The sequence below is a fragment of the Pseudarthrobacter sp. TE9888 genome, assembly GCF_056279345.1.
In genome coordinates, this window is record NZ_JBWBRD010000002.1 from 3047616 (window position 1) to 3071726 (window position 24111).

The following is a 24111-nucleotide window of genomic DNA, read 5'->3' on the forward strand; positions in this document are numbered from 1 at the left end:
TCCTGCAGGCTTTTCGGGAAGGGCGGGTCATGGCGCAATGCGAAGTGCACGCCATCCCGCCCTTCCTGCTGTCCGGGAAAGACAGTGGGGTGCAGCGGGACGCCGAACGCCTCCTCGACGGCGTCGAGCTGGCACGGGCCCGGGCAATGTCGCCGGCTGCCGGCACTGCTTTCCTGGCCGGCCGGCTGGCGCAGCGGAGGTTCGCCGCCGAGCTGCTCTCCGTTCCCGCCGAAGAGCTCACAGTGGCCTACAGCTGCCCGCGCTGCGGCACCGGTCCGGAGCTGGGCCACGGCCGGCCGGGCTACAGCTACCGTCGCGCGCCGTTGCCGCTGGCCCTGAGCCTGTCCCGGGCGGCGGGCTGGACGTTATTGGCGGCTGTGGCAGACGCCGCCCCGGGAACGCGGCTGGGCGCGGACATGGAGGATCCGGGCCGCACTGGCTTTGACGGGTTTGACGGGGTCGCCCTGACGCCGGCAGAGCGCCGGACCCTCCGGGACGTCACGGCCCAACTGCTGCCGGCGGCGAGGGCAAGGCTCTGGGCACGCAAGGAAGCCTGGCTGAAAATGACCGGTGACGGACTCCGGACTGCGCCGTCCACCGTGGACGTCAGCAGGCGCCCCGGCCTGCGGGACCTGGACCCTGCTGAAACCGGGCTGCCCGCACACCTTGCGGCCGCCGTCGCGCTTTCCCTGCCCGCTCAGGCCAGCGGCAGTGGCGGCAGCGGCTCCTCGTAAAGCCAGGGATGCAGCAGCGACTCCGCGTCGACGGCTGTGGCGCTGCTGACCGCAACGATGAAGTCCTGCGTCGTGACGGAGCCGTGCCGGTGGCCGGCGGTCCAGTCCTGCAGCACCGCGAAAAAGGCGAGGTCGCCCACAGCCATCCGGACCGCATGAACGGCCAGCGCGCCGCGCTTGTAGACGCGGTCGTCGAACATCCGCTCGGGACCGGGATCGCCCACCAGGATGTCCTGGTCTTCCTCCGCCAGCCGGTGCCAGGCCGCAGCGGCCCGCTCCGCCACGCTCATAACGCCTGCTTCCTCGGACCAGATCCATTCGGCATAGCAGGCGAAACCTTCATGCAGCCAGATGTCCTGCCAGCCCGCCGCCGTCAGGGAATTGCCGAACCACTGATGCGACAGCTCATGGGCGATCAGGCGCTGGGACTCCCAGTCCAGGCCCAGGTGGTTGGGACCCAGGATTGCCATCGACTGCGCCTCGAGCGGGATTTCCAGTTCGTCCTCGGTCACCACCACCGTGTACGCGGGAAACGGATAAGGGCCAAAGCAATTGCTGAACGTGCGCATCATGGCAGGCTGCCGGGCCAGTCCTGTCCTGGCACGCTCCGCCAGGGCGGGGGAGACAGCCACGGACTGCGGAACCGGCATCCCGTGCCGTCCGGCGTCCAGCTCCAACGGCACGTACCGGCCAATCTGCACCGTGGCCAGGTAGGTGGCCATCGGCTCCGATTGTTCGTAGACCCAGGTTTCCCGGCTGGCGCGGGCAGTATGCGACTGTAGTACGCCGTTGCATACCACGCGGTAATTCGCCTCCGTGGTGACGGTGAACCGGTAGCTCGCCTTGTCCCCGGAGTGGTCGTTGCAGGGGAACCAGGAGGGTGCGCCGTTGGGTTGCCCGGCCACCAGGACTCCGTCGGTCAATTCCTCCCAGCCCACCTCGCCCCACGGGCCGCGCCGCGGGCGCGGGTTGCCCTCATAGCGCACCTCCAGGGTGAAGGGCTGGTCCGCTTCGAAGGGGCGGGGCGCGGTGACCACCAGTTGCCCGGCCCGCTGGGCGAAGCGGAGCGGCTTGCGGCCGTCCAGCAGGACCTTGGTGGTGCGCAGGCCAACGAGGTCCAGGACAATGGCCGACGTCGGAGCGCAGGTCACGCCGTGCAGCACCGCTTTGCCGCTGAGCCGGTTGCTGGCCACCCGGTAGTCCAGGTCCAGTTCGTACCGCTCGACGCGGAAGGCGTTTGTCCCGGTACCGGGCAGGTACGGGTCGGGAGAGGTTCCGGTGGCTGCGGAAATGCTGCCCCGGGCGGCTGATGCTGAAGAACTCATGGGACCTTCGGTTAGGTGGCAGACGGCGATCCGGGTCCGCTCCACGGGCTGACCGGGTTACCCATCCAGTACGTTGCGGCGGGCACTGCTTCGCCGCGCATCACCAAGGATGCCGGCCCCACCGTTCCGCCGGCGCCGATGCTGGCCTGGGGAAGGATGACCCCGTGCGGGCCCATGGTGGCCCCGTCCTCGAGCGTAACAGCGTCAATGCTCATCACACGGTCGTGGAACAGGTGCGTCTGCACCACGCAGCCCCGGTTGACCGTGGAATTCCTGCCAAGGGCCACCAGGTCGGCTTCAGGGAGCCAATAGCTCTCGCACCACGTGCCGCTGCCAATTTTCGCCCCGAGCGCACGCAGCCACCAGACCAGCGCCGGGGTGCCCGATGCTGCCCGGGCGAACCACGGCGCCGTGACCAGTTCGATGAAGCTGTCCACCACTTCGTTCCGCCAGATGAAGGAGCTCCACAGCGGATGTTCGCCGGGCCGGATCCGCCCCACCAGGACCCACTTCGCGGCGACGGACGCCCCTGCTGCCACGAGGCCCGCCAGCAGCATCACGACGCCGGTGAGCAGGGCGGCGGCGGCGTAGCCCCAGGTCGCTGCGATCCAGTCGAAGGCCAGCATGGTGCCGGCCGCGATGGCGACCGTGAGCATGACCGGCAGGAACCGGCCGAGCTCCCACAGGGTGCGCGCCAGCTTCAGCCTGGGCGGGGGCTGGAAGGTGCGGGTGTCGTCGGAGGCGATGGCCGTCCGCCGCAACCGGACGGGCGGACTTCCCAGCCAGGAGGTCCCGGACTTCGCTTTTGCCGGGGTGGCCGACAGGACGGCCACCAGCGAATTCTTCGGGACGTTGCGGCCGGCGGCGGTCATGCCGGAGTTGCCCAGGAAGGACCGCTTGCCGATTTTTGCGGGAGCCACGCGCAGCCAACCGCCGTCGAGCTCGTAGGAAGCCACCATGGTGTCATCGGCAAGGAACGCCCCTTCACCCACGGTGGTCATCTTCGGGATCAGCAGCACCGTGGATGCCTCCACGTTCCTGCCCACCTTTGCGCCCAGCAGGCGCAGCCATACCGGCGTAAAGAGGCTGGCGTAGATCGGGAAGAGCAGGTCCCGGGCCAGGTCCAGCACCCGCTCAGTAGCCCAGATCTGCCAGCCGACGCGGCTGCGGACCCGGTGGTAGCCCTCCGTGATGCCGATGGACAGGAGCCGCGTGGCGGCCAGGACCAGGAGTGCCGTCGCCGTGAACCACACCAGCGACGCCGGAGCCAGGGCTGCCACGAGCCGGGGCAGGGCCCCTGTCAGCGAGGGGCTGCCCTGGATAAAGGCGAACGCGGTCCATAGCCCTGCGGCAGCGGAGAGGTAGGGGATGGTGGAGAGCACTGCCGACGCCAGGGCAAAGCCGACGAACCATGCCCGTGCGGCCAGTCTTCCCTGGACCGGGGTGTCCGGCACGCTGTGCTTCGCCTTGCCTTGCCGCCGGGCCGGTGAACCCGCCGCCAGTTGGCCTGCCTTCACCTTCCCCAACACTGCAGAGCCGGCTTCCACTTGTGCGCCTGCCCCGATCGAAGCCCCCGGCATCAGTGTGCTCCGGGCCCCAATGCTGGCGCCCCGGCCAATCCGGATGGCGCCGATATGGACGTTGTCACCGTCGATCCACCACCCTGACAGGTCCACCTCCGGTTCCACGTTCGCCCCACTGCCCAGCGTCAGCATTCCTGTGACAGGCGGCAATGAGTGAAGCTGGACGTCCCGGCCAATTTTCGCGCCCAGCGCCCTGGCGTAATAGGGCACCCAGGGCGCACTGGCAAGGCTGATCGCACCGGCGAGGTCCTGGATTTGTTCCGCGAGCCACAACCGGAGGTGGACCCGGCCTGACCGGGGGTAGATCCCCGGCATGACGCCGCGGAGGAGGAGCCTGGCGGCGGCGACGGACAGGAGCATCCGCCCGGCAGGGCTGACGAAGACCAGCCAGGAAGCGGCCACCGACCACCACGACACGGTGGGCGCCGCGGTGAAGCCCGCGAGTCCGGCCAACAGGTTGTTGATGGCCATGAGGTAGGTCAGCCAGCGCATGCCCACCAGGATGTGCAGGGGCACCCCCATGAGTGTCTGGAAGACCTGCGACTTCCTGGCGGTGGGCCGCACGGTGCGCTCCCGCGCAGGACCGGAGTCCCCGGCCGGGTGGACCTGCCGCGCCAGCTCCACGAGCGCGCCCACCCTGGGCGTGGCATAGACATCGGCCACCGTGATGGTGGGGTAGCGCACCCTCAGCGCGGAGACCAGCTGGGCGGCGGACAGGGATCCGCCGCCGTAGGCAAAGAAGTCGGCGTCCAGCGAGGTGACGGGGCTGCCCAGCACGCTGCTCCACTGTTCCACGATCCATGCGGCATCGTCCGGGAGGTTCAACGGAGCGGCATCCGCCTCTGCGGCGCCCGCACCGGCCAGCGGCCACGGCAGGGCGTGCCGGTCCACTTTTCCGCTGGTCTTGGTGGGGAGCGACTCCACGGCAGCCAGCAACGGCACCAGGGCCGCCGGGAGGCTGGCAGAAAGTTGTTCCCGGGCGGCCGCCAGGTTGAGGTCCTGGCCGGACACCGCCGCGAGGTAGCCCACCAGGATCTGGTTGCCCGCGGCAGTGGTCTGCACAGCCGCGGCCGCGCCGGCGACTCCGGGGAGTGCCTGCATGGCCGCATCGATCTCGCCGAGTTCGACCCGGCGGCCGCCCAGCTTGACCTGGTCGTCGGCGCGCCCCTGGAAGACCAGGCCCGCCCGTTCGTACCGTACGAGGTCGCCTGACCTGTAGGCGCGGTCCCACCCCAGGGTGGGCATCGGCGCGTACTTTTCGGCATCCTTCGCCGGATCAAGGTAGCGGGCCAGGCCCACACCGCCGATGATGAGTTCGCCTACCGCGCCCTCGGCCACCGGTTCCGCGTTCGCGTCAACGATGGCCAGGTCCCAGCCGTCCAGGGGCAAGCCGATCCGTACCGGGCCAGGCCCGCCCAGGGGTGCCGCGCAGGCCACCACCGTCGCTTCCGTGGGTCCGTAGGTATTCCAGACCTCCCGGCCCTCGACGGCAAGGCGTTCGGCCAGTTCCGGCGGGCAGGCCTCGCCGCCGAAGATCAGGAGGCGTACATTCTCGAGTGATTCGGCGGGCCACAGTGCCGCGAGGGTTGGCACGGTGGAGACGGCCGTGATGCCGTGGTTGATCAGCCAGGGCCCAAGGTCCATGCCGGTGCGGACCAGCGCCCGGGGCGCCGGCACCAGGCAGGCGCCGTGGCGCCACGCGAGCCACATCTCCTCGCAGGATGCGTCGAACGCGACGGACAGGCCGGCCAAAACCCGGTCCTGGGGGCCGAGCGGCTCCCCGAGCAGGAAGATCCGCGCTTCCGCGTCAACGAATGCCGCCGCCGACCGGTGCTGGACGGCCACCCCCTTGGGCGTTCCGGTGGATCCTGAGGTAAAGATGACCCAGGCGTCGTCGCCAGGTCCGGGTGGCCGGGCCCCTTTGAAGGGACCGCTTGGCCGGGTTCCGGCCGGCCCCGCTTCGATAACGCCGCCTGCCCTGAGAACGGCTGCCACCCGGGCTTCGCCAAAAACCAGCCGGGCCCGCTCCTCGGGGTCGTCCGCATCCACGGGAACGTAGGCCGCGCCCACCAGGAGGATGGCCAGGATGGAGACATACAGTTCGCTGGTGCCGGAAGGGATCCGTACGCCGATCCTGTCGCCGGCGCCCAGTCCGGCGAGGTGCAGCCGCCGGCCGGTGGCCCGGACGGCCTGCAGCAATTGGGCGTAGCTGAGCGACGTGCGGCCGTCATCCAGTGCGGACGCCTCGGGGAAACGGGCGGCCGTCTCCTGCAGGATGTCGATCAGGGTCCTGGCCGGCGGTGCCGCGAGGGCGCCGGGCAGCTGGGGCTGGTGGACCGCCGGGTGCCGGCCTGCGTCGTCGGACGTCCGGGACCTGCCCGGGGCTGCTGCTCCGTCTGTCATGGTGCTGGCTGGCTCCTCGCCGGAACGTGCATCCCCGGAGGGGACCTGCTGCTGGGTCACCTCCGTATTTTCCGGGGAGAAGATGAACAACAGGTGTCCGGCGCGCCCGGACGCGCCGTTTCCGGCGGTCCAGGCGTTTGCGGGCTGTTAATGTGGCCGGCGCCTAGGGAACCAGCAGGACTTTCCCGGTGGTCTTGCGGCCCTCGAGGTCGCGGTGCGCCTGCGCGGCCTGGTTGAGGGGGTAGCGCGCTCCGATGCGGACCTTGAGGCTGCCGTCTGCAGCGGCGGCGAACACTTCATCCGAACGCCAGCGCCGCTCGGCCGCGTCCCGCAGGTAGTGGCCCATGGTGGGGCGTGTGAGGAACACCGAACCCGCGGCATTGAGGCGCTGCGGATCAAACGGCGGAACCGGACCGGAAGCCGCTCCAAACAGGACCAGCATCCCCCTGACACGCAAAGCGGACAGCGAGCCGTCGAAGGTGTCCTTGCCCACGCCGTCGTAGGCGACGTCTACGCCCGTTCCGCTGGTGATGTCCCTGACCCGCTCCGCGAAGCCGTCGTAGCGCAGGACGTGGTCCGCGCCGGCGTCGAGTGCCAGCTGTTCCTTTTCGTCGGTGGAGACCGTGGTGATGACTTCCGCCCCGCGTGCTTTGAGCAGCTGGATCAGCAACAGCCCTACGCCTCCGGCGCCGGCGTGCAGCAGGACCTTGTGGCCGGACTCCACCCTGAAGGTCGAGTTCATCAGGTAGTGGGCGGTGACGCCCTGCAGCGGGAGGGCGGCGGCGGTGAAGATGTCCAGCCCCTTCGGAACCGGGAGCGCGGCGTCCTCATCCACCAGCGCGTAGTCCGCGTAGCAGTTGATGCCTTCCGCAGTAGCTACCCGGCTGCCCACGGTGAAGCCGGTTACCCCTTCGCCCACGGCCTCCACGGTACCGGCGGCCTCCGATCCGGGCGTGAACGGGTAAGGGACCTTGTAGATCCCGCTGCGCTTATAGGTGTCAATGAAGTTGACGCCGGCCGCCCCGACCTTGAACAGCAGCTGCCCGGGACCGGGAGTGGGGATTTCCACGTCCGTGTAGTCAAGGACTTCCGGTCCGCCTGCCTGCCGTGCGACGATTGCGTGCGTCATGGCGCTCCTTTCGCGGGGCCCGGTGTCTCCGGCCCCGGCTGCCAGAACCATCCTAGGGACACGGGGGGATGGCAGGACAAGTACCGGGCCCTTCCTGGGCAATCTTCTCCTATGCATAAATATCGGTAGCAATGCATAAATATTGTTGTATAGTCGAAGCATGACTATTTCTGTTGCGGTTTCGGGAGCCAGCGGCTACGCCGGGGGAGAGGTCCTCCGCCTGCTTGCCGGGCACCCCGGTGTGACCATTGGAGCCATCACAGCCCACAGCAACGCCGGTTCCCGCCTCGGTGAACTTCAGCCCCACCTGCACGGACTGGCCAGCCGCATCCTCGAGGACACCACCGTGGAGAACCTCTCCGGCCACGACGTCGTATTCCTTGCCCTGCCGCACGGCGCCTCCGCGGAGATCGCCGCCCAGCTGCCGGAGGGCACGGTGGTCATCGACGCCGGCGCAGACCACCGGCTTGAGGACCCCGCCGCCTGGGAAAAGTTCTACGGCTCCGCCCACGCCGGCACCTGGCCCTACGGCCTTCCCGAGCTGCCCGGCCAGCGTGAAGCCCTCAAGGGCGCCAAACGCATCGCCGTTCCCGGGTGCTACCCCACGTCCGCCCTCCTGGCCCTGGCTCCCGGCTTCGCGGGGCACCTGCTGGAGCCCGACGACGTCGTGATCGTTTCCGCTTCCGGGACCTCAGGCGCCGGCAAGGCCGCCAAGGTCAACCTGATCGGCTCCGAGGTCATGGGCTCCATGAGCCCGTACGGCGTGGGCGGAGGCCACCGGCACACTCCGGAAATCGAGCAGGGCCTGTCCAATGCTGCGGGGGAGCAGGTCTCCGTTTCCTTCACGCCCACCCTGGCCCCGATGAGCCGCGGCATCCTGACCACCGCCACCGCCAAGGTCAAGGCCGGCACCACGGCCGCGCAGCTGCGCCTCGCCTGGGCCGAGGCGTACGACGACGAGCCGTTCGTCCACCTGCTGCCGGAAGGCCAGTGGCCGGCGACCAAATCGGTCCAGGGCTCCAACCATGCCGCCATGCAGCTGGCCTTCGACGCCCATACGGGCCGGGTCGTCGTCACCTGCGTCATCGACAACCTCACCAAGGGCACTGCCGGGGGCGCCGTACAGTCCATGAACATCGCACTCGGCCTGCCGGAAACCGCCGGCCTCAACCTTCAGGGAGTAGCCCCGTGACCATCACCGCACCCCAGGGATTCCGGGCCGCCGGCGTCACCGCCGGACTCAAGGCCTCCGGTAACCCCGATCTCGCCCTGGTCGTCAACGACGGCCCCTCCAAGGCCGCAGCCGCCGTCTTCACCAGCAACCGGGTGGCAGCAGCCCCCGTGCACTGGTCCCGCCAGGTGGTCTCCGACGGCCGGGTGGACGCCGTCATCCTCAACTCCGGCGGGGCCAACGCCTGCACCGGCCCCACAGGTTTCCAGAACACCCACAGCACGGCAGAGGAAGTTGCGAAGGTCCTCGGCATTTCGGCCACCGACGTCTTCGTCTGCTCCACGGGACTGATTGGCGAGCAGCTTCCCATGGACAAAATCCTGCCCGGGGTGGAGGCTGCCGCCGCTGCGCTGAGCTCCGACGGCGGTCCGGCCGCCGGAACCGCCATCATGACTACGGACAGCGTGCCCAAGTCAGCGCTCTTCATCGGCACCGACGCCGACGGCCAGGAGTTCAGCATCGGCGGCATCGCCAAGGGAGCCGGCATGCTGGCCCCGGGCCTGGCCACCATGCTGGTGGTGCTCACCACGGACGCCGACGTGCAGCCGGAAATGCTCGACGTCGTCCTCCGCGACGCCACGCGCGTCACCTTTGACCGCGCCGACTCGGACGGCTGCATGTCCACCAACGACACCGTGGTCCTGCTCGCCTCCGGCGCTTCCGGGGCTGTGCCGTCCGCCGAAGCATTCGGTGCCGGGCTCACCCAGGTCTGCGCCGAGCTGGCACGCAAACTGATCGCCGATGCCGAAGGCGCCAGCCACGACATCGCCATCCGGACCTTCAACGCCGCCAGCGAAGCCGACGCTGAGACGGTCAGCCGCTCCGTGGCCCGCTCCAACCTCTTCAAGGCCGCCATCTTCGGCAAGGACCCCAACTGGGGACGTGTGCTGTCCGCCGTGGGAACCACCGACGCCGCCTTCGAGCCGGACAAACTCAACGTGGCCATGAACGGCATCCAGATCTGCCGGAACGGCAGCATCGGCGATGACCGCTCCCTGGTGGACCTGGAACCCCGCGAAGTGCTGGTGGAAATCGACCTGCAGGCAGGCGACGCCGAAGCCACCATTTGGACCAACGACCTCACCCACGACTACGTGCACGAAAACAGCGCCTACTCCAGCTAGGAGCCCCGGCCACGGCAATACCGCCAGGCACAAGCCGCTGTGGAAAGTGACACCATGAACACCCAGACGCGTGAAACCACCAGCATGTCCGCCGCCCAGGACAAGGCAGAAACCCTGATCGAGGCCCTGCCCTGGATCCAGCGGTTCGCCGGCACCACCATGGTGATCAAATACGGCGGAAACGCCATGGTCAACGACGAACTCCGGCGTGCCTTCGCCGAGGACATCGTCTTCCTGCACCACGTGGGCATCCACCCCGTGGTGGTCCATGGCGGCGGCCCGCAGATCAACGCCATGCTGGGCCGGCTGGGCATCGAATCCGAATTCAAGGGCGGCCTGCGGGTCACCACCCCTGAGGCGATGGACGTGGTCCGCATGGTCCTCACCGGCCAGGTGGGCCGCGAACTCGTGGGCCTGATCAACTCCCACGGGCCCTACGCCGTCGGCATGTCCGGCGAAGACGGCGGGCTGCTCCGCGCCGTCCGCACCGGGACCGTGGTGGACGGCGAAGAAGTGGACCTGGGGCTGGTGGGCGAGGTGGTCGGCGTCGACCCCGCAGGCATCATGGACATCCTCGCCGCGGGCCGCATCCCCGTGATTTCCACGGTGGCACCGGAAATTGTCGACGGCGGCGAAGGCGTGGCGGGAGCCGCGCGGTTCCAGCCCACCGGCCAGGTCCTGAACGTCAACGCCGACACCGCAGCGGCCGCCGTGGCCTCGGCCCTTGGTGCCTCCAAGCTGGTGATCCTGACCGACGTCGAAGGCCTCTACGCCAACTGGCCGGACAAATCCTCCCTGATCTCGTCCCTCACGGCGTCGGAATTGCGGAAGATGCTCCCGAAGCTTGAGTCGGGCATGATCCCCAAGATGGCCGCCTGCCTCAAGGCCGTCGATGAAGGCGTGGAGCGGGCACACATCGTGGACGGGCGCCTGGCCCACTCCATGCTTCTTGAAACATTTACGACGGCGGGCATCGGCACCCAGGTAGTCCCGGACGAGGAGATCAACGGATGAACGAGAGTCAGCACACCCCGGTGGTTGAGCAGGAGAGCCCAACGGTTGGGCAGAAGAGTCCGGTGGTTGAGCTTGTCGAAACCCAGGGCCACGCCGGCTCAGAGTGGCTGTCCCGCTACTCCAGCTCGCTGATGAACGTGTTCGGCACGCCCCAGAGGGTCCTGGTCCGAGGCGCCGGCTGCCTCGTGTGGGACGCCGACGGCAAAGAATACCTGGACCTCCTGGGCGGCATCGCCGTCAACGCCCTGGGCCACGCCCACCCGTTCGTGACCTCGGTCATCGCCAGCCAGTTGGCCACGCTGGGCCACGTCTCCAACTTCTTCACCAGCCCCACCCAGGTGGCGCTGGCCGAGAAACTCCTGGAACTGGCCCACGCGCCGGCCGGTTCCAAGGTGTTCTTCAGCAACTCCGGCACCGAAGCGAACGAGGCCGCCTTCAAGCTGGCCCGCCGCAACACCGGCGACGGTTCGGTGAAGCGGACCAGGATCATCGCCCTCGAAGGAGCCTTCCACGGCCGGACCATGGGCGCGCTGGCGCTCACTGCCAAGGAAGCCTACCGCGCACCGTTCGAGCCGCTGCCCGGGGGCGTGGTGCACATTCCGTTCGGTGACATCGCCGCCTTGGAGGCAGCCGTTGACGACACCGTGGCAGCCGTGTTCCTGGAGCCCATCCAGGGCGAGGCCGGCGTCCGTCCGCTGCCGCCGGGCTACCTGAAGGCGGCGCGGGAAGCCACCAGCAAGGTAGGCGCCCTGCTCATCCTGGACGAGGTCCAGACGGGCATCGGCCGGACCGGCAAGTGGTTTGCCAGCGAGGACGCAGGCGTCGTTCCCGACGCCATCACCCTGGCCAAGGGGCTGGGCGGAGGCTTCCCCATCGGTGCCATGATCACTTTTGGCGAGCAGGCGTCGTCGCTGCTGTCGGCGGGCCAGCACGGCACCACTTTTGGTGGAAACCCCGTGGCCACCGCGGCGGCGCTGGCCACCCTCCATGCCCTGGAAAGCCAGAACGTGCTGGCCAACGCCGCGGCAGTGGGGGAGCACCTGCGCTCCGCGCTGGCGGCCATCCCCGGCGTCACCGAAGTCCGCGGCGAAGGGCTGCTGATTGGTTTCGACCTGGACGCCGACGTCGCCCCGGCCGTGGTGCAGGCCGGCCTCGACGCCGGATTCATCGTCAACAGCCCGGGCCCGCGCACCATCCGCCTGGCACCCCCGCTGATCCTCACCACAGCGCAGGCCGATACCTTCCTCTCCGCTTTCCCGGCAATCCTCCAAGCAGCAAAGGACGCCCAGTGACCACCGCAACCCGGCACTTCCTCAAGGACACCGACCTCAGCCCCGCCGAGCAGGCAGAGGTGCTGGACCTCGCTGCCCGCATGAAGGCAGCCCCCTACAGCGTCCAGCCCTACGCCGCGGAAGGCAGTGGCCGCAAGACCGTGGCCGTGATCTTCGACAAGACCTCCACCCGGACCCGCGTCTCGTTCGCCACCGGCGTGGCCGACATGGGCGGCAACGCCCTGATCATCAACCCCGGCGAAGCACAGATCGGGCACAAGGAATCCGTGGAGGACACCGCCAAGGTCCTCGAGCGCATGGTCTCCACCATCGTGTGGCGCACCGGCGCCCACGCAGGCCTGGTGGCCATGGCCGAAAATTCGAAGGTCCCGGTCATCAACGCCCTGTGCGACGACTACCACCCATGCCAGCTCCTGGCCGACCTGCTCGCCGTCAAGGAACACAAGGGCTCCCTCAAGGGGCTCACCATGAGCTACCTCGGAGATGCCGCCAACAACATGGCCAACTCCTACCTCCTGGCCGGGGTCACCGCCGGCATGCACGTCCGCATCGCAGGGCCGGAGGGCTACCTGCCGGCGGAGGACATTGTCACGGCAGCCCGGGAGCGTGCGGCCGAAACCGGCGGCTCCGTGCTCATCACCACCGACGCCAAGGAAGCGCTGCAGGGCGCAGACGTCGTGGCCACCGATACCTGGGTGTCCATGGGCCAGGAAGCCGAAAAGGAAGCCCGGATGCAGTTGTTCCGGGACTACTCCGTGGACTCGGAAGCCATGGCACTCGCTGCGGATGACGCCGTCGTGCTCCACTGCCTGCCCGCCTACCGCGGCTACGAGATCTCCGCCGACGTCATCGACGGCCCGCAGTCCATCGTCTGGGACGAAGCCGAAAACCGCCTCCACGCCCAGAAAGCCCTGATGGCCTGGCTGATGCACCGCTCCGGCCTGGCTTTCGTTGACGGACTCGCTCCGGTCGAAGGCACCGGAGAGAGCACGTTCTAGTGTCCGCCCAGCCGTCCTCCGCGGGCACCAGCCCGGCCACCAAGACCGCCCGGCAGGCGCGCATCACCGCCATCCTGACCGGGCAGTCCGTGCGTTCCCAGGCGGAACTCGCGGCACTGCTGGCGGGCGAGGGCGTCCAGGTCACGCAGGCGACCCTGTCCCGGGACCTCGTGGAACTGGGTGCCGTCCGTGTCCGCGGCAAGGAAGGTGTCCTGGTGTACGCCGTCCCCGGCGAGGGCGGGGAACGGGCCGCCAGGAGCGGCGTCACCCAGGAGATCCTGGACGCCCGGCTCGCGCGGCTGTGCAGCGAACTGCTGGTGACCGCCGAAGCGTCCGCCAACATCGCCGTGCTCCGGACACCGCCCGGCGCGGCGAACTTCCTGGCCCTGGCCATCGACCATTCGGTGATGCCGTCCATCCTGGGCACCATCGCCGGAGACGATACCGTCCTGCTGGTCTCCCGCGACCCGCTGGGCGGCCCGGACCTCGCCGCCCGTTTCCTGCAGCTCGCAGAGGACGCCGGGCAATAAGCTTGAAGACAAATCATCATCCAACCCCAACAAGGAGCATTTAAAGTGACTGAACGCATTGTGCTGGCCTACTCCGGCGGCCTGGACACGTCCGTCGCCATCGGCTGGATCGGTGAAGCCACCGGTGCCGAGGTCATCGCCGTGGCGGTCGACGTCGGACAGGGCGGCGAATCGCTGGAAACCATCCGCCAGCGCGCCCTGGGCTGCGGCGCCGTCGAGGCCTACGTCGCCGACGCCTCGGACGAGTTCGCCAACGAATACTGCGTCCCCACGCTGAAGGCCAACGCCCTCTACCAGGGCCACTACCCGCTGGTGTCCGCCATCTCCCGCCCGGTCATCGTCAAGCACCTGGTCAAGGCTGCCCGGGAATTCGGCGCCACCACCGTGGCGCACGGCTGCACCGGCAAGGGCAACGACCAGGTCCGCTTCGAAGTGGGCATCCAGACCCTGGGCCCGGACCTGAAGTGCATCGCACCGGTCCGCGACCTCGCCCTGACCCGCGACAAGGCCATCGCCTTCGCCGAGGAAAAGGGACTGCCCATCGAGACCACCAAGAAGAACCCGTACTCCATCGACCAGAACGTCTGGGGACGCGCCGTCGAAACCGGCTACCTCGAGGACATCTGGAACGCCCCCACCAAGGACATCTACGACTACACCGCCACCCCGGAGTTCCCGCCGGCACCGGATGAGGTCACCATCTCCTTCGAAGCCGGCGTGCCCGTCGCGATCGACGGCGTCAAGGTCACCCCGCTGCAGGCCATCAAGGAACTGAACCGCCGCGCCGGTGCCCAGGGCGTCGGCCGCATCGACGTCGTCGAGGACCGCCTGGTGGGCATCAAGTCCCGCGAGATCTACGAGGCCCCGGGCGCGATGGCGCTGATCACCGCGCACAAGCACCTCGAGGACATCACCATCGAGCGCGAGCAGGCCCGCTTCAAGGCCACCGTTGGCCAGCGCTGGTCCGAGCTTGTCTACGACGGCCAGTGGTTCTCCCCGCTGAAGCGTTCCCTGGACGCCTTCATCGAGGACACCCAGAAGTACGTCTCCGGCGACATCCGCATGACCCTGCACGGTGGCCAGGCCATCGTCAACGGCCGCCGCTCCGACACCTCGCTGTACGACTTCTCGCTGGCCACCTACGACACCGGTGACACCTTCGACCAGTCACAGGCCAAGGGCTTCATCGAGCTGTGGGGCATGTCCGCCAAGGTCGCCTCCGGCCGCGACATCCGCGTCGCAGGGAAGTAAGTTTCGTGACCGGAGAGCATTCATCGGTCGAGCATGGGGCCACATCCGCAGGGGTCCCCGGCCGAGCTAGCGAGGTAGGGGAGCGGGTGGGGAGCGAAACCCAAAAAACCGAAGCCACAAATACAGGTGCCCTGTGGGGCGGCCGGTTCGCCGGCGGCCCCGCGGACGCCCTCGCGGCGCTGAGCAAGTCCACGCACTTCGACTGGCGGCTGGCCCGCTACGACATCGCCGGCTCCAAGGCGCACGCCCGCGTGCTGCACAAGGCCGGCCTGCTGGACGGTGCGGAGCTGGAAGGCATGCTCGCGGCGTTGACGCAGCTGGACGAGGACGTGGCGTCCGGCGCCTACCTGCCGGCAGAGTCGGATGAGGACGTGCACGGTTCGCTGGAACGCGGCCTGATCGAGCGTGCCGGTGCCCAGCTGGGCGGCAAGCTCCGCGCCGGCCGGTCCCGCAACGACCAGGTGGCAACCCTGGGCCGGATGTTCCTGCGCGACCACGCCCGCATCATCGCCCGCGGTGTCCTGGCTACGGTGGACGCGCTCGTGGAGCAGGCCAAGGCGCACCACGGTGTCGCCATGCCCGGCCGCACCCACCTGCAGCACGCCCAGCCCGTCCTGCTCAGCCACCATCTCCTGGCCCACGCCTGGGCTTTGCTGCGCGACGTGCAGCGGCTCCAGGACTGGGACAAGCGGGCAGGGGTTTCGCCATACGGTTCCGGCGCACTGGCCGGTTCTTCGCTGGGCCTGGACCCGGAAGCGGTGGCAGCGGACCTCGGTTTCTTCTCCGCTGTGCATAACTCGATCGACGGCACCGCCTCCCGCGACGTCTTCGCCGAGTTCGCGTGGGTCTGCTCGATGATCGGCGTGGACCTCTCCCGGATCTCCGAGGAAGTCATCTTCTGGGCCACCAAGGAGTTCTCCTTCGTCACGCTGGATGATTCGTACTCCACGGGGTCATCGATCATGCCGCAGAAGAAGAACCCGGACGTCGCCGAGCTGGCCCGCGGCAAGGCGGGGCGCCTGATCGGCAACCTGACCGGGCTGCTGGCCACGCTCAAGGGGCTGCCGCTCGCGTACAACCGCGACCTGCAGGAGGACAAGGAGCCGGTGTTTGACGCCGCCGACACGCTGGAGCTGCTGCTCCCTGCCGTGTCCGGCATGATCGCCACCCTGAGGTTCAACACGGAGCGGATGGAATCGCTGGCCCCGCAGGGCTTCGCGCTGGCCACGGACATCGCCGAATGGCTGGTCCGCCAGGGCGTGCCGTTCCGCGAGGCCCACGAGCTGTCCGGTGCCGCCGTCAAACAGGCCGAGTCCCGCGGCGTTGAGCTGTGGGACCTGACGGACGAAGAGTACGCCGCCATCTCGGAGCACCTCACCCCCGAGGTCCGCACCGTGCTGTCCACGGAGGGGTCGCTCAACAGCCGCAACTCCCAGGGCGGCACGGCACCGGCCGCCGTCGAACGCCAGCTCGCAGCGCTGGAAGGCGAGCTTGACGGCGTGCGGGAGTACGCCGGGTAGTTGGCTTGGTTTCGACAAGCTCAACCACCGCCGGTGGTTGAGCTTGTCGAAACTGTCTGTGGCTAGGCTGGGGCCATGAGCGAAACCTTCCGCAAGTTCCTTCGCACCCTGCCCGACTTTCCCTCCGACCTGCCCGGCTTCGACCCGGACAACGCCCCGCAGGACCCGGCTCTGCTCTTCAAGCAGTGGCTGGACGAGGCGCTGGACGCGGGGGAGCAGCAGCCGCACGCGTTCAGCCTCGCCACGGTCGGGGAAGCCACCGATGGCGCCCGGCAGCCGTCCTCGCGGATGCTCATCCTGAAGAACATTGACGACGACGGCTGGCACTTCGCCACATCCCGCACCTCCCGCAAGGGCCGCGAACTGACGGGGTCACCACGCGCCGCGATGAACTTCTACTGGCCGGCCCTGGGCCGGCAGGTCAGGGTGGTGGGAGCGGTGACCGAACTGTCCGCCGAGGCCTCCGCCGTCGACTGGCACGAGCGGCCCCGGGCCGACGGCAGCGACAACCCTGACTGGCAGCTCTACGCCCTCCAGCCGGCCGAAATCGAGTTCTGGCAGGCCAGCAACGACCGCCGGCACGTCCGCCACCGTGTCGGGCCGGACGGAAGCCCGCTGGACTGACTGCTCGGCTAGGCTGGCCGCATGACCTCACCTTCTCCTGCCGACCTCCCCGCTGAACTGCATAAAGCCGCGGACGCCCTGACGGCTGCGGTGGACCGGATTCCCGCCGGCGGCGAAAGGGCTCCCTCCACCCTTCCCGGCTGGAGCCGCGGCCACCTCCTGGCCCACATCGCCGGAATCTGCAGTGCGCTGGCCCGCCAGGTGGAATACGGGCGGTCCGGCAGGACGGTAGAGCTGTACGACGGCGGCGTAGACGGCCGCAACCGGGCCATCGAGCTTGCCGCCGGCCACAGCCTGGAGGAGCACCGGAAGGACGTTGCGGCCGCGGTGCAGCGGGCACTGGCGGCCTTCGATGCGCTGGGGGAGGACGAATGGCAGACGCGCATCGCCTTCCGCGACGGCGTGATCTTCGACGCCGGTTTGGCGCTCTGGCGCGAGCTGGTCATCCACACCGCGGACCTGGACACCGGCGCGGGACCCGAGACCTGGAACAGGGCATTCTGCTCCCACCTCTTCGACTTCCTCGCCGCCCGCGTGCCGGCGGAAACCCGGCTGGTCCTGCAGCCCGTGGCACTTCCGCCGCTGACCCTCGGAACCGGCGGCAGCACCGTCGTCGTCAGCGGTATGGTGACGGACATTGCCGCGTGGCTCGCAGGCCGGCAGCCGTCGCTGGACAGCCTGCGGGCCACGGCCGCCGGGGACGGCACCGATCTTCCCGGCCTGATGCCCTGGCCGTCGGCGATGCCGGACCCCAAGTAGCCATTCGCGGGGAGTGAGTGGTCAGGCGGCCTCGCGGGCCAGCAGGCTCTCCTTGATGCGCAGGCCCCAGCGGAAACCGCCCAATGAGCCATCGGTCCTGATGACCCGGTGGCATGGCACAAACAGGGCAGCGGCGTTGAACGCGCAGGCGCTGGCGGCGGCCCGCACGGCGCGGGGATTCCCCGCCAGGGCGGCGTACTCCGAGTACGTAACGGGTGAGCCCGGCTTGACCTGCCGCAGCACATCCCAGGCGTGGGCCCGGAACGGTCCGGACTGCTGGCGGACCGGCACTGCCATGGCCGGGGCGGGGTCACCGGCGTAGAAGGCCTCCACGGCGGCTGAGATCCCGCCAAGGTCCGTTACCTCTTCCACAGCATCGGGCCGCAGCGCGGGATGGACCTGGCCGGTCAATTCCGGCAGCCCCGCCGTCCAGCCGGACGCAAGGACCACGCCGTCCTGGGCGAGGACGGTAAACGGACCGTCCGGCGTCGACAGCTGAAGCAGTTGGGCTTTCATGGCGTCCCTTTCGCGGGAATGGTGGTTCTTGTGGCGGGCCGGGCGGCAGCGCGCCAGAGGTGCATGGTGCCGTAGGAGCGCCACGGGCTGGCCTCCCGGAAGTCCGGGTTCTGGGCGCTGGTCCCATTATCGAGGGCGCGGATCCCGTTCCGCACGGCGGCGTCGTTGGCAAGGAAGATGTCCGGGGCGCCGAGGACCCGCATGGCGGTGTATCCCACGGTCCAGGGCCCGACGCCGGGGAGCGGCAAAAGTGCGGCGGTGAGTCTGGGGAGGTCGTCGCCGTAGCCGAAGTCCAGACGGCCGCCGGCCATTGCCGATGCGGCGTGCAGCAGCGATTCGGTCCTGCGCCGCGGGCCGCGGAGCAGGTGTCCGGCGGCCGCGATTTCCGCTGGCGTGGGGAACATCCGGTCCAGGCCGTCGCCGGGCGCACTGCTGGGCCTGCCCGCGGCGGACAGCTGGGTCAGGGCAGTCCTGGCGGCTGCCACCGTGATCTGCTGGCCCACCATGGCCCGCACCAGCAGCTCCTGCGGATCAACGGCGCCCGGCAGGCGCATCCCCGGTGCGGAGGCAACGGAGCCGGCAAGCCGGGGATCGGCGGCAAGGGTGCCGTCGATCGCTTCAGGGTCTGCATCGAGGTCGAACAGCCGGCGGACGCGGCTGAGCAGCGCCGGAAGGTCGCGCAGGTCCACGGCGCCGATGGTGAGGGTCAGGGGCCGTTCCCGGGTGCCGGCGTCGTACTCCACCCGGAACCGCGCGTCGCCGTGGGGGAGCCGCAGCGTCCGGGCGTAGGAGGTTGACGTGCCCTCCTCGATCCCCGGGATGGCGCGGACCGCCAGGAAGGAGAAGATGCCGGGGTCGAAGGGTGGCCGGTAGGGCAGGTCCAGGGTCAGGGCCGTGGCCCCGCCGCCGTTCACCGGATGGCGGACGGTCCTCCTGAGCGCCGTGGGGGTCATATCGAACACCTCGGCGATGGTTTCGTTGAACTGCCTGACACTGCTGAAGCCGGCCGCGAACGCGACGTCGGCGAGCTTCATGGACGTTGAAACCAGGAGGGTGCGGGCCGTCTGGGCCCTGGCGGCGCGGGCCAATGACAGGGGACCGGCACCCAGTTCCTGGCCCAGGATCCGGTTCAGTTGGCGCGGCGAATACCCCAGCCGGGCGGCCAGGCCCGCCACGCCGTCGCGGTTGACCACGCCATCGTTGATCAGGCGCATCGCGCGCCCAGCGATGTCCTGCCGCACGTTCCAGGCCGGGGTGCCGGGGACCGCCTCCGGCAGGCAGCGCTTGCAGGCGCGGTAGCCTGCCTCATGCGCCGCGGCGGACGTCTCGTAGAACGTCACGTTGGAGGCCTTCGGTGTCCGGGCCGGGCAGGAGGGGCGGCAGTAAATCCCCGTGGTGCGGACGGCCGTAAAGAACTGGCCGTCGAAGCGGGTATCCCGGGCATCGATTGCCCGGTAGCGCTGCCAGAAGTCCATGTATCCATCCTGCCAGCCGCCGGCTACTGCTACTAGCGGAAATCGGACATGGCCGTTGGCGGGCAAAACCACCCCGGACCTTTTTCCGGCGGATGAAGACCGCAGCATCCGGGTAAGGTCAAGCAATGAACCACAGCGCTGGGGCGACGGAACAACTACGGGATTTCCTGTCCGCCGACGCCCGGGAACTCGCACCAAAGGTGCTCGGAGCAGTGCTCACCCACGAGTCCCGCGACGGTGCCGTGTCCGTCCGGCTCACGGAGGTTGAGGCCTACCTGGGGCCGGAGGACTCTTTGCACCCGGACCCCGGATCGCACACTTACCGTGGCCCGACACCGCGCAACGCCCCCATGTTCGGCCCGCCCGGGAACCTCTACGTCTACTTCACCTACGGGATGCACCACTGCACCAACATCGTCTGCGGTCCGCCGGGCGTCGCGTCAGCGCTGCTGCTGCGGGCGGGGGAGATCGTGGACGGGCTGGAACTTGCCCGGCGTCGCCGTCCGACGTCGAAAAGTCCCGCGGACCTGGCCAGCGGCCCGGCCCGGCTTGCCAAGGCGTTAGGACTGACGACGGCGGACAGCGGCCGGGACGCGCTGGCTCCCCCCTTTGGGCTGGAGCTTCCGTCCGTCCCCGGCGGCCCGGTCAGTTCCGGTCCCCGGGTGGGGGTGGCCGGTGCCGGAGGTTCGGCGGACTACGCCTGGCGGTTCTGGCTCACCGGTGACCCCACGGTCTCGAAGTACAAGGCGGCAAAACCGAGGAACCGGAATGCCGCCGGTGCGCCGCCCGGGTAACACCGGCGTTAACGGAAATGGTTGTAGAATGGACGGTCTGTCTTTCGCGATAGGGGAACGTTAATGCACGACGCCGAATTGGCCCACGAACGGGAGTATGTAGCCGGCCTGTATGCCCGGTTGGAGGAACTCCGGGAGGAGAAGCGCGGCCAGCTGGCGCAGGTCCGCCGTGCCGGAGCCGTGGGCACCATGCAGAACGTTTCGGAACGTGACGCGTTTGCCGCACTGTATGAGGACCGCCTGGCGCAGCTGGATGCGGTGGATGACCGGCTGGTCTTTGGCCGCCTGGACCTGGACTCCGGCGAAGCGCAGTACATCGGCCGCATCGGCCTCACCACCGAAGACCTCCAGCGGCTCATGGTGGACTGGCGTGCCCCTGAGGCCGGGCACTTTTACCAGGCCACGGCCTTTGACCGGCAGGGCGTCCGCCGCCGCCGGCACCTGATCCTGCAGGGACGGGAGGTCAAGGCCATCGAGGACGATGTCCTGGACGCCGGGATGCTCACCGACGACGAATCGCTCCAGGGCGAAGGTGCCCTGCTGGCCGCGCTGAACTCCAAGCGGACCGGCCGCATGTCGGACATCGTCAGCACCATCCAGTCGGAGCAGGACCGGATTATCCGCTCCTCCATCTCCGGCGCCGTCGTGGTCCAGGGCGGACCCGGCACGGGCAAGACCGCTGTGGCCCTGCACCGCGCCGCCTACCTGCTCTATACCCACCGTGACCGGCTCAAGAGTGCCGGCGTGCTGCTGGTGGGGCCGTCGTCGTCGTTCATGAAGTACATCGAACGGGTGCTGCCCTCCCTGGGGGAGACCGGCGTGGTCATGGCCAGCCTGGGCCGCCTGATGCCCGGCATCCACGCCGTGCCCGAAACAGACGCCGACGTCGCCGCCATCAAGGGGCGGCTGGACATGGCCGCCATCGTGGCCAACGCCGTCTCCAACCGCATGCGCGTCCCCGCCCAGAACCGGATCCTCGAGGTGGACGGTCGCAAGCTGACCCTTACGCCCCGGCAGGTGCGCCGCGCGCGGGAGCGCGCCCGCGCCACCGGAAAGCCGTACAACGAGGCCCGCGTGACGTTCGTGAAGATTCTGCTGCGCGAACTGACCGAGCAGATGACCGAGCTCGTCGAGGCCGGAAACATCGGCAACAACGCAGACCGCTCCTACCTGGCCGAGGACGTCCGGACCGCCCGGGACGTGCGGATCGCCCTGAACCTGTGCTGGATGCCCATGACGCCGGAGAAGCTCATCTCCGACCTCTTCAGCAAGCCGGAGGTGCTGGAGTTCTGCACCCCGCACCTGACCCCTGCCGAGCGGGCGCTGCTGCAGCGTCCGGCCGATGCGCCGTGGACCGAGTCCGACGTCCCGCTGCTGGATGAGGCCGCCGAACTGCTTGGGGAGCTGGATCCCGCCGCAGGCCGCGGGCTGGCGCAGCAGGAGCACGACCGTGCCCGGGATCTCGCCAACGCAAAGCAGACCCTGGTCAACATGGAAGCCGCCGGGGTGGATCCGCTCATGTCCGCAGAGGAGCTGGCGGAGCAGAACCGGGAGCAGGAAGCCCGGCAAACGGCGGCCGAACGCGCAACGAGCGACCGCACCTGGGCCTTCGGGCACATCGTGGTGGATGAAGCCCAGGAGCTTTCCCCCATGCAGTGGCGGCTTTTGGTGCGCCGGTGCCCGCTGAAGTCCTTCACGATCGTGGGCGACATCGCCCAGACCAGTTCCGTGGCCGGCGCCAATTCCTGGCAGGGCGCGCTGGCCCCGATGTTCGGTGACCGGTGGCAGTTGGAGGAACTGACCGTCAACTACCGCACGCCCTCGCAGATCGCGGAGGCCGCCGTCAGGATGGCCAACGCCGCCGGCTTGGTGGTGTCCGCGCCCAAGGCCGTCCGCGAGGGCAGCTGGGACCCCATCATCGACGAAGTGTCCGCAGGCGCCGTGGTGGAGCGGCTGGTGGAGGTCCTCCCGGAGGAGCTTGCAGCGCTCGACGGCGGTCTGCTCGCCGTGATTGCCGACGGTGACCTCCTGCCCCAGGCATCGGCTGCCCTGCGCGCCGTGTACGGGCGCAGGATCGGCACCGGGGCCGGCAGCTACGAGCAGGACATCGTGGTCATCAGCCCGCGCGAGGCAAAGGGCCTGGAGTTCGACGGCGTCGTGGTCCTGGAACCTTCAGTGATGCTGAACCACGAACACGGCAAAGTGGGGGACCTGTACGTCGCCATGACCCGCGCCACGCAGCGGCTGCGGCTGATCGCGGCGCAACCGGTCCCCGCCGGTATTGCCGGCTGACGGGGCAATCGGCGTTACTGCTAACTTAGGAAGCGTGCCAGAACTGAACAACCTCGAACCGCAGCGCAACGACCCCACTTTCGCCAACATTTGGCAGGAACTGAAGTGGCGTGGGCTGGTCCATGTCTCCACCGATGAAGGGGAGCTCGAAAAGCTCCTCGCCAACGGGCCGGTCACGTACTATTGCGGCTTCGACCCCACTGCGCCCAGCCTGCACCTGGGCAACCTGGTCCAGCTCCTGGTCATGCGGCGGCTTCAGCTGGCAGGGCATAAGCCCCTCGGCCTGGTGGGAGGGTCCACCGGCATGATCGGGGACCCGCGTCCGACGGCGGAACGCACCTTGAACACCAAGGACACCGTGGCGGAATGGGTTGGCTACCTGCAGGCCCAGGTTCAGCGCTTCCTCAGCTTCGAGGGGGACAACGCAGCCAGGATGGTGAACAACCTGGACTGGACGGCGCCGCTGAGCGCCATCGACTTCCTGCGTGAGGTGGGAAAGCACTTCCGGGTGGGCACCATGCTGCGCAAGGACGCCGTCGCGTCACGGCTGAACTCGGATGAAGGCATCAGCTACACCGAGTTCAGCTACCAGATCCTGCAGGCGATGGACTACCTGCAGCTCTACCGCGATTACGGCTGCGTACTGCAGACCGGCGGCTCGGACCAGTGGGGCAACCTCACCAGCGGTACCGAACTGATCCGCAAGGTGGAGGGCAAGAGCGTCCATGCCCTGGGAACACCGCTCATCACCAACTCGGACGGAACCAAGTTCGGCAAGAGCGAGGGCAACGCCATCTGGCTCGACGCCGGCATGTGCAGCCCATACGCGTTCTACCAGTTCTGGCTTAACACCGCGGACGCGGACGTGGTGGACCGGCTCAAGGTGTTCACGTTCCTGACGCGCGCCGAGATCGAAGAGATCGCAGTGTCGGTGGCCGAGCGTCCGTTCGCCCGGGAAGGGCAGCGGAAGCTTGCCTTCGAAGTGACCTCCCTGGTGCACGGCGTCGACGCCACCGAAAAGGTCATCGCCGCGTCGGCCGCACTGTTTGGCAACGGCGACTTGGCCGCGCTGGACAAGGCAACGCTGCAGGCTGCAACATCCGAGCTTCCTTCCACCACAGTCCAGGTGGATGAGATGGGGATTGTCGACCTGCTGGTGGCGTCCGGCCTTTCCGAGAGCAAGTCCGCCGCGCGCCGGACAGTGGGCGAAGGCGGAGCCTACGTGAACAACGAGAAAGTCTCGGATCCTGAAGCTGTGATCTCCGAATCGGAGCTCCTGCACGGCCAGTACCTGCTCCTGCGCAGGGGCAAGAAGAACCTTGCCACCGTCGAGGTACTGGTCCCGTAACCGGGGGAGCGAAACCTACCACCTGCACGCCCCTCGGCGGCCGATTTGCGCGGCCACGGAGGGGCGTGTATTGTTTTCTGAGTCGCCGCCGCTGAGTGGTGACAAACCCCCAACTGATATTGAGAAGCAATTCTCGGCCATGCGGTGCATGGAACGAAGAATGCTTCCC

General features: G+C 68.7%; 19 protein-coding genes. 14 read left to right on the plus strand and 5 right to left on the minus strand.

Going from position 1 to position 24111, the window contains the following annotated elements; all coding sequences use genetic code 11:
- Positions 1 to 29: 29 nt before the first annotated feature.
- Positions 30 to 734 (plus strand): 4'-phosphopantetheinyl transferase family protein, encoded by a 705-nt coding sequence (locus tag ACZ9J7_RS14695; RefSeq protein ID WP_476210412.1) that lies wholly within the window; start codon positions 30 to 32, stop codon positions 732 to 734.
- On the opposite strand, the gene ACZ9J7_RS14700 is transcribed toward ACZ9J7_RS14695, so the two are convergent.
- The 3 genes from ACZ9J7_RS14700 to ACZ9J7_RS14710 form a co-directional block, all read right to left on the minus strand.
- Positions 698 to 2059, minus strand: coding sequence for a M1 family metallopeptidase (locus ACZ9J7_RS14700; RefSeq protein WP_476210414.1), 1362 nt, complete (start codon positions 2057 to 2059; stop codon positions 698 to 700). The genes ACZ9J7_RS14695 and ACZ9J7_RS14700 overlap by 37 nt on opposite strands.
- A gap of 11 nt (positions 2060 to 2070) precedes the next feature.
- A complete protein-coding gene (locus tag ACZ9J7_RS14705; RefSeq protein WP_476211868.1) occupies positions 2071 to 6045 on the minus strand; it encodes a Pls/PosA family non-ribosomal peptide synthetase in 3975 nt (1324 codons plus the stop codon).
- A gap of 163 nt (positions 6046 to 6208) precedes the next feature.
- On the minus strand, positions 6209 to 7174 hold the full coding sequence (locus ACZ9J7_RS14710; RefSeq protein WP_476210416.1) for a quinone oxidoreductase family protein: 966 nt from the start codon (positions 7172 to 7174) through the stop codon (positions 6209 to 6211).
- Between the two features lie 160 nt (positions 7175 to 7334).
- Between ACZ9J7_RS14710 and argC the strand changes: the two genes are divergently transcribed.
- The 10 genes from argC to ACZ9J7_RS14760 all read left to right on the plus strand — a co-directional run bounded on the left by argC (position 7335) and on the right by ACZ9J7_RS14760 (position 17517).
- Positions 7335 to 8366, plus strand: coding sequence for an N-acetyl-gamma-glutamyl-phosphate reductase (argC, locus tag ACZ9J7_RS14715; RefSeq protein WP_476210418.1), 1032 nt, complete (start codon positions 7335 to 7337; stop codon positions 8364 to 8366).
- Positions 8363 to 9529: a bifunctional glutamate N-acetyltransferase/amino-acid acetyltransferase ArgJ gene (argJ, locus tag ACZ9J7_RS14720; protein ID WP_476210420.1), complete on the plus strand. Its 1167-nt coding sequence runs from the start codon at positions 8363 to 8365 to the stop codon at positions 9527 to 9529. Before argC ends, argJ begins: the two co-directional genes overlap by 4 nt.
- A 54-nt stretch (positions 9530 to 9583) precedes the next feature.
- Positions 9584 to 10543, plus strand: a complete 960-nt coding sequence (gene argB, locus ACZ9J7_RS14725; RefSeq protein WP_476210422.1) for an acetylglutamate kinase — start codon at positions 9584 to 9586, stop codon at positions 10541 to 10543.
- On the plus strand, positions 10540 to 11835 hold the full coding sequence (locus ACZ9J7_RS14730) for an acetylornithine transaminase (protein ID WP_476210424.1): 1296 nt from the start codon (positions 10540 to 10542) through the stop codon (positions 11833 to 11835). Before argB ends, ACZ9J7_RS14730 begins: the two co-directional genes overlap by 4 nt.
- Complete coding sequence (gene argF, locus ACZ9J7_RS14735) at positions 11832 to 12833, plus strand: ornithine carbamoyltransferase (RefSeq protein ID WP_476210425.1); 1002 nt, start codon at positions 11832 to 11834, stop codon at positions 12831 to 12833. The genes ACZ9J7_RS14730 and argF overlap by 4 nt, the downstream gene beginning before the upstream one ends.
- Complete coding sequence (locus tag ACZ9J7_RS14740) at positions 12833 to 13363, plus strand: arginine repressor (protein ID WP_476210427.1); 531 nt, start codon at positions 12833 to 12835, stop codon at positions 13361 to 13363. The genes argF and ACZ9J7_RS14740 overlap by 1 nt, the downstream gene beginning before the upstream one ends.
- A gap of 45 nt (positions 13364 to 13408) precedes the next feature.
- Positions 13409 to 14614: an argininosuccinate synthase gene (locus ACZ9J7_RS14745; RefSeq protein WP_175319496.1), complete on the plus strand. Its 1206-nt coding sequence runs from the start codon at positions 13409 to 13411 to the stop codon at positions 14612 to 14614.
- A gap of 86 nt (positions 14615 to 14700) precedes the next feature.
- Entirely contained in the window at positions 14701 to 16134 is a 1434-nt protein-coding gene (argH, locus tag ACZ9J7_RS14750; protein WP_476210429.1) for an argininosuccinate lyase, read from the plus strand.
- A 75-nt stretch (positions 16135 to 16209) separates the two neighbouring features.
- Positions 16210 to 16758, plus strand: coding sequence for a pyridoxine/pyridoxamine 5'-phosphate oxidase (locus ACZ9J7_RS14755; protein ID WP_476210430.1), 549 nt, complete (start codon positions 16210 to 16212; stop codon positions 16756 to 16758).
- Between the two features lie 21 nt (positions 16759 to 16779).
- Positions 16780 to 17517 (plus strand): maleylpyruvate isomerase family mycothiol-dependent enzyme, encoded by a 738-nt coding sequence (locus tag ACZ9J7_RS14760; protein WP_476210431.1) that lies wholly within the window; start codon positions 16780 to 16782, stop codon positions 17515 to 17517.
- Between the two features lie 21 nt (positions 17518 to 17538).
- Here the strand turns inward: ACZ9J7_RS14760 and ACZ9J7_RS14765 are convergent, their stop codons facing one another.
- Positions 17539 to 18033, minus strand: coding sequence for a methylated-DNA--[protein]-cysteine S-methyltransferase (locus tag ACZ9J7_RS14765; RefSeq protein ID WP_476210432.1), 495 nt, complete (start codon positions 18031 to 18033; stop codon positions 17539 to 17541).
- A complete protein-coding gene (locus ACZ9J7_RS14770; RefSeq protein WP_476210434.1) occupies positions 18030 to 19508 on the minus strand; it encodes an AlkA N-terminal domain-containing protein in 1479 nt (492 codons plus the stop codon). The genes ACZ9J7_RS14765 and ACZ9J7_RS14770 overlap by 4 nt, the downstream gene beginning before the upstream one ends.
- A gap of 125 nt (positions 19509 to 19633) precedes the next feature.
- On the opposite strand from ACZ9J7_RS14770, the gene ACZ9J7_RS14775 reads away from it, so the two are divergent.
- The 3 genes from ACZ9J7_RS14775 to tyrS all read left to right on the plus strand — a co-directional run bounded on the left by ACZ9J7_RS14775 (position 19634) and on the right by tyrS (position 23942).
- On the plus strand, positions 19634 to 20302 hold the full coding sequence (locus ACZ9J7_RS14775; RefSeq protein ID WP_476210436.1) for a DNA-3-methyladenine glycosylase: 669 nt from the start codon (positions 19634 to 19636) through the stop codon (positions 20300 to 20302).
- Between the two features lie 63 nt (positions 20303 to 20365).
- On the plus strand, positions 20366 to 22594 hold the full coding sequence (locus ACZ9J7_RS14780; protein WP_476210438.1) for a HelD family protein: 2229 nt from the start codon (positions 20366 to 20368) through the stop codon (positions 22592 to 22594).
- Positions 22595 to 22628: 34 nt separating this feature from the next.
- Positions 22629 to 23942, plus strand: coding sequence for a tyrosine--tRNA ligase (tyrS, locus tag ACZ9J7_RS14785; protein WP_476210440.1), 1314 nt, complete (start codon positions 22629 to 22631; stop codon positions 23940 to 23942).
- The last annotated feature ends 169 nt before the right edge of the window (positions 23943 to 24111 follow it).

Excerpts from the sequence above, each read along its gene's own strand:
- ACZ9J7_RS14755 (WP_476210430.1), top strand. The coding sequence starts at position 16,210 with ATGAGCGAAACCTTCCGCAAGTTCCTTCGCACCCTGCCCGACTTTCCC.
- ACZ9J7_RS14780 (WP_476210438.1), top strand. The coding sequence starts at position 20,366 with ATGCACGACGCCGAATTGGCCCACGAACGGGAGTATGTAGCCGGCCTG.
- ACZ9J7_RS14695 (WP_476210412.1), top strand. The coding sequence starts at position 30 with ATGGCGCAATGCGAAGTGCACGCCATCCCGCCCTTCCTGCTGTCCGGG.
- ACZ9J7_RS14705 (WP_476211868.1), bottom strand. The coding sequence starts at position 6,045 with ATGACAGACGGAGCAGCAGCCCCGGGCAGGTCCCGGACGTCCGACGAC.
- ACZ9J7_RS14710 (WP_476210416.1), bottom strand. The coding sequence starts at position 7,174 with ATGACGCACGCAATCGTCGCACGGCAGGCAGGCGGACCGGAAGTCCTT.
- argC (WP_476210418.1), top strand. The coding sequence starts at position 7,335 with ATGACTATTTCTGTTGCGGTTTCGGGAGCCAGCGGCTACGCCGGGGGA.
- argB (WP_476210422.1), top strand. The coding sequence starts at position 9,584 with ATGAACACCCAGACGCGTGAAACCACCAGCATGTCCGCCGCCCAGGAC.
- ACZ9J7_RS14730 (WP_476210424.1), top strand. The coding sequence starts at position 10,540 with ATGAACGAGAGTCAGCACACCCCGGTGGTTGAGCAGGAGAGCCCAACG.
- ACZ9J7_RS14760 (WP_476210431.1), top strand. The coding sequence starts at position 16,780 with ATGACCTCACCTTCTCCTGCCGACCTCCCCGCTGAACTGCATAAAGCC.
- ACZ9J7_RS14775 (WP_476210436.1), top strand. The coding sequence starts at position 19,634 with ATGAACCACAGCGCTGGGGCGACGGAACAACTACGGGATTTCCTGTCC.
- ACZ9J7_RS14700 (WP_476210414.1), bottom strand. The coding sequence starts at position 2,059 with ATGAGTTCTTCAGCATCAGCCGCCCGGGGCAGCATTTCCGCAGCCACC.
- ACZ9J7_RS14765 (WP_476210432.1), bottom strand. The coding sequence starts at position 18,033 with ATGAAAGCCCAACTGCTTCAGCTGTCGACGCCGGACGGTCCGTTTACC.
- ACZ9J7_RS14770 (WP_476210434.1), bottom strand. The coding sequence starts at position 19,508 with ATGGACTTCTGGCAGCGCTACCGGGCAATCGATGCCCGGGATACCCGC.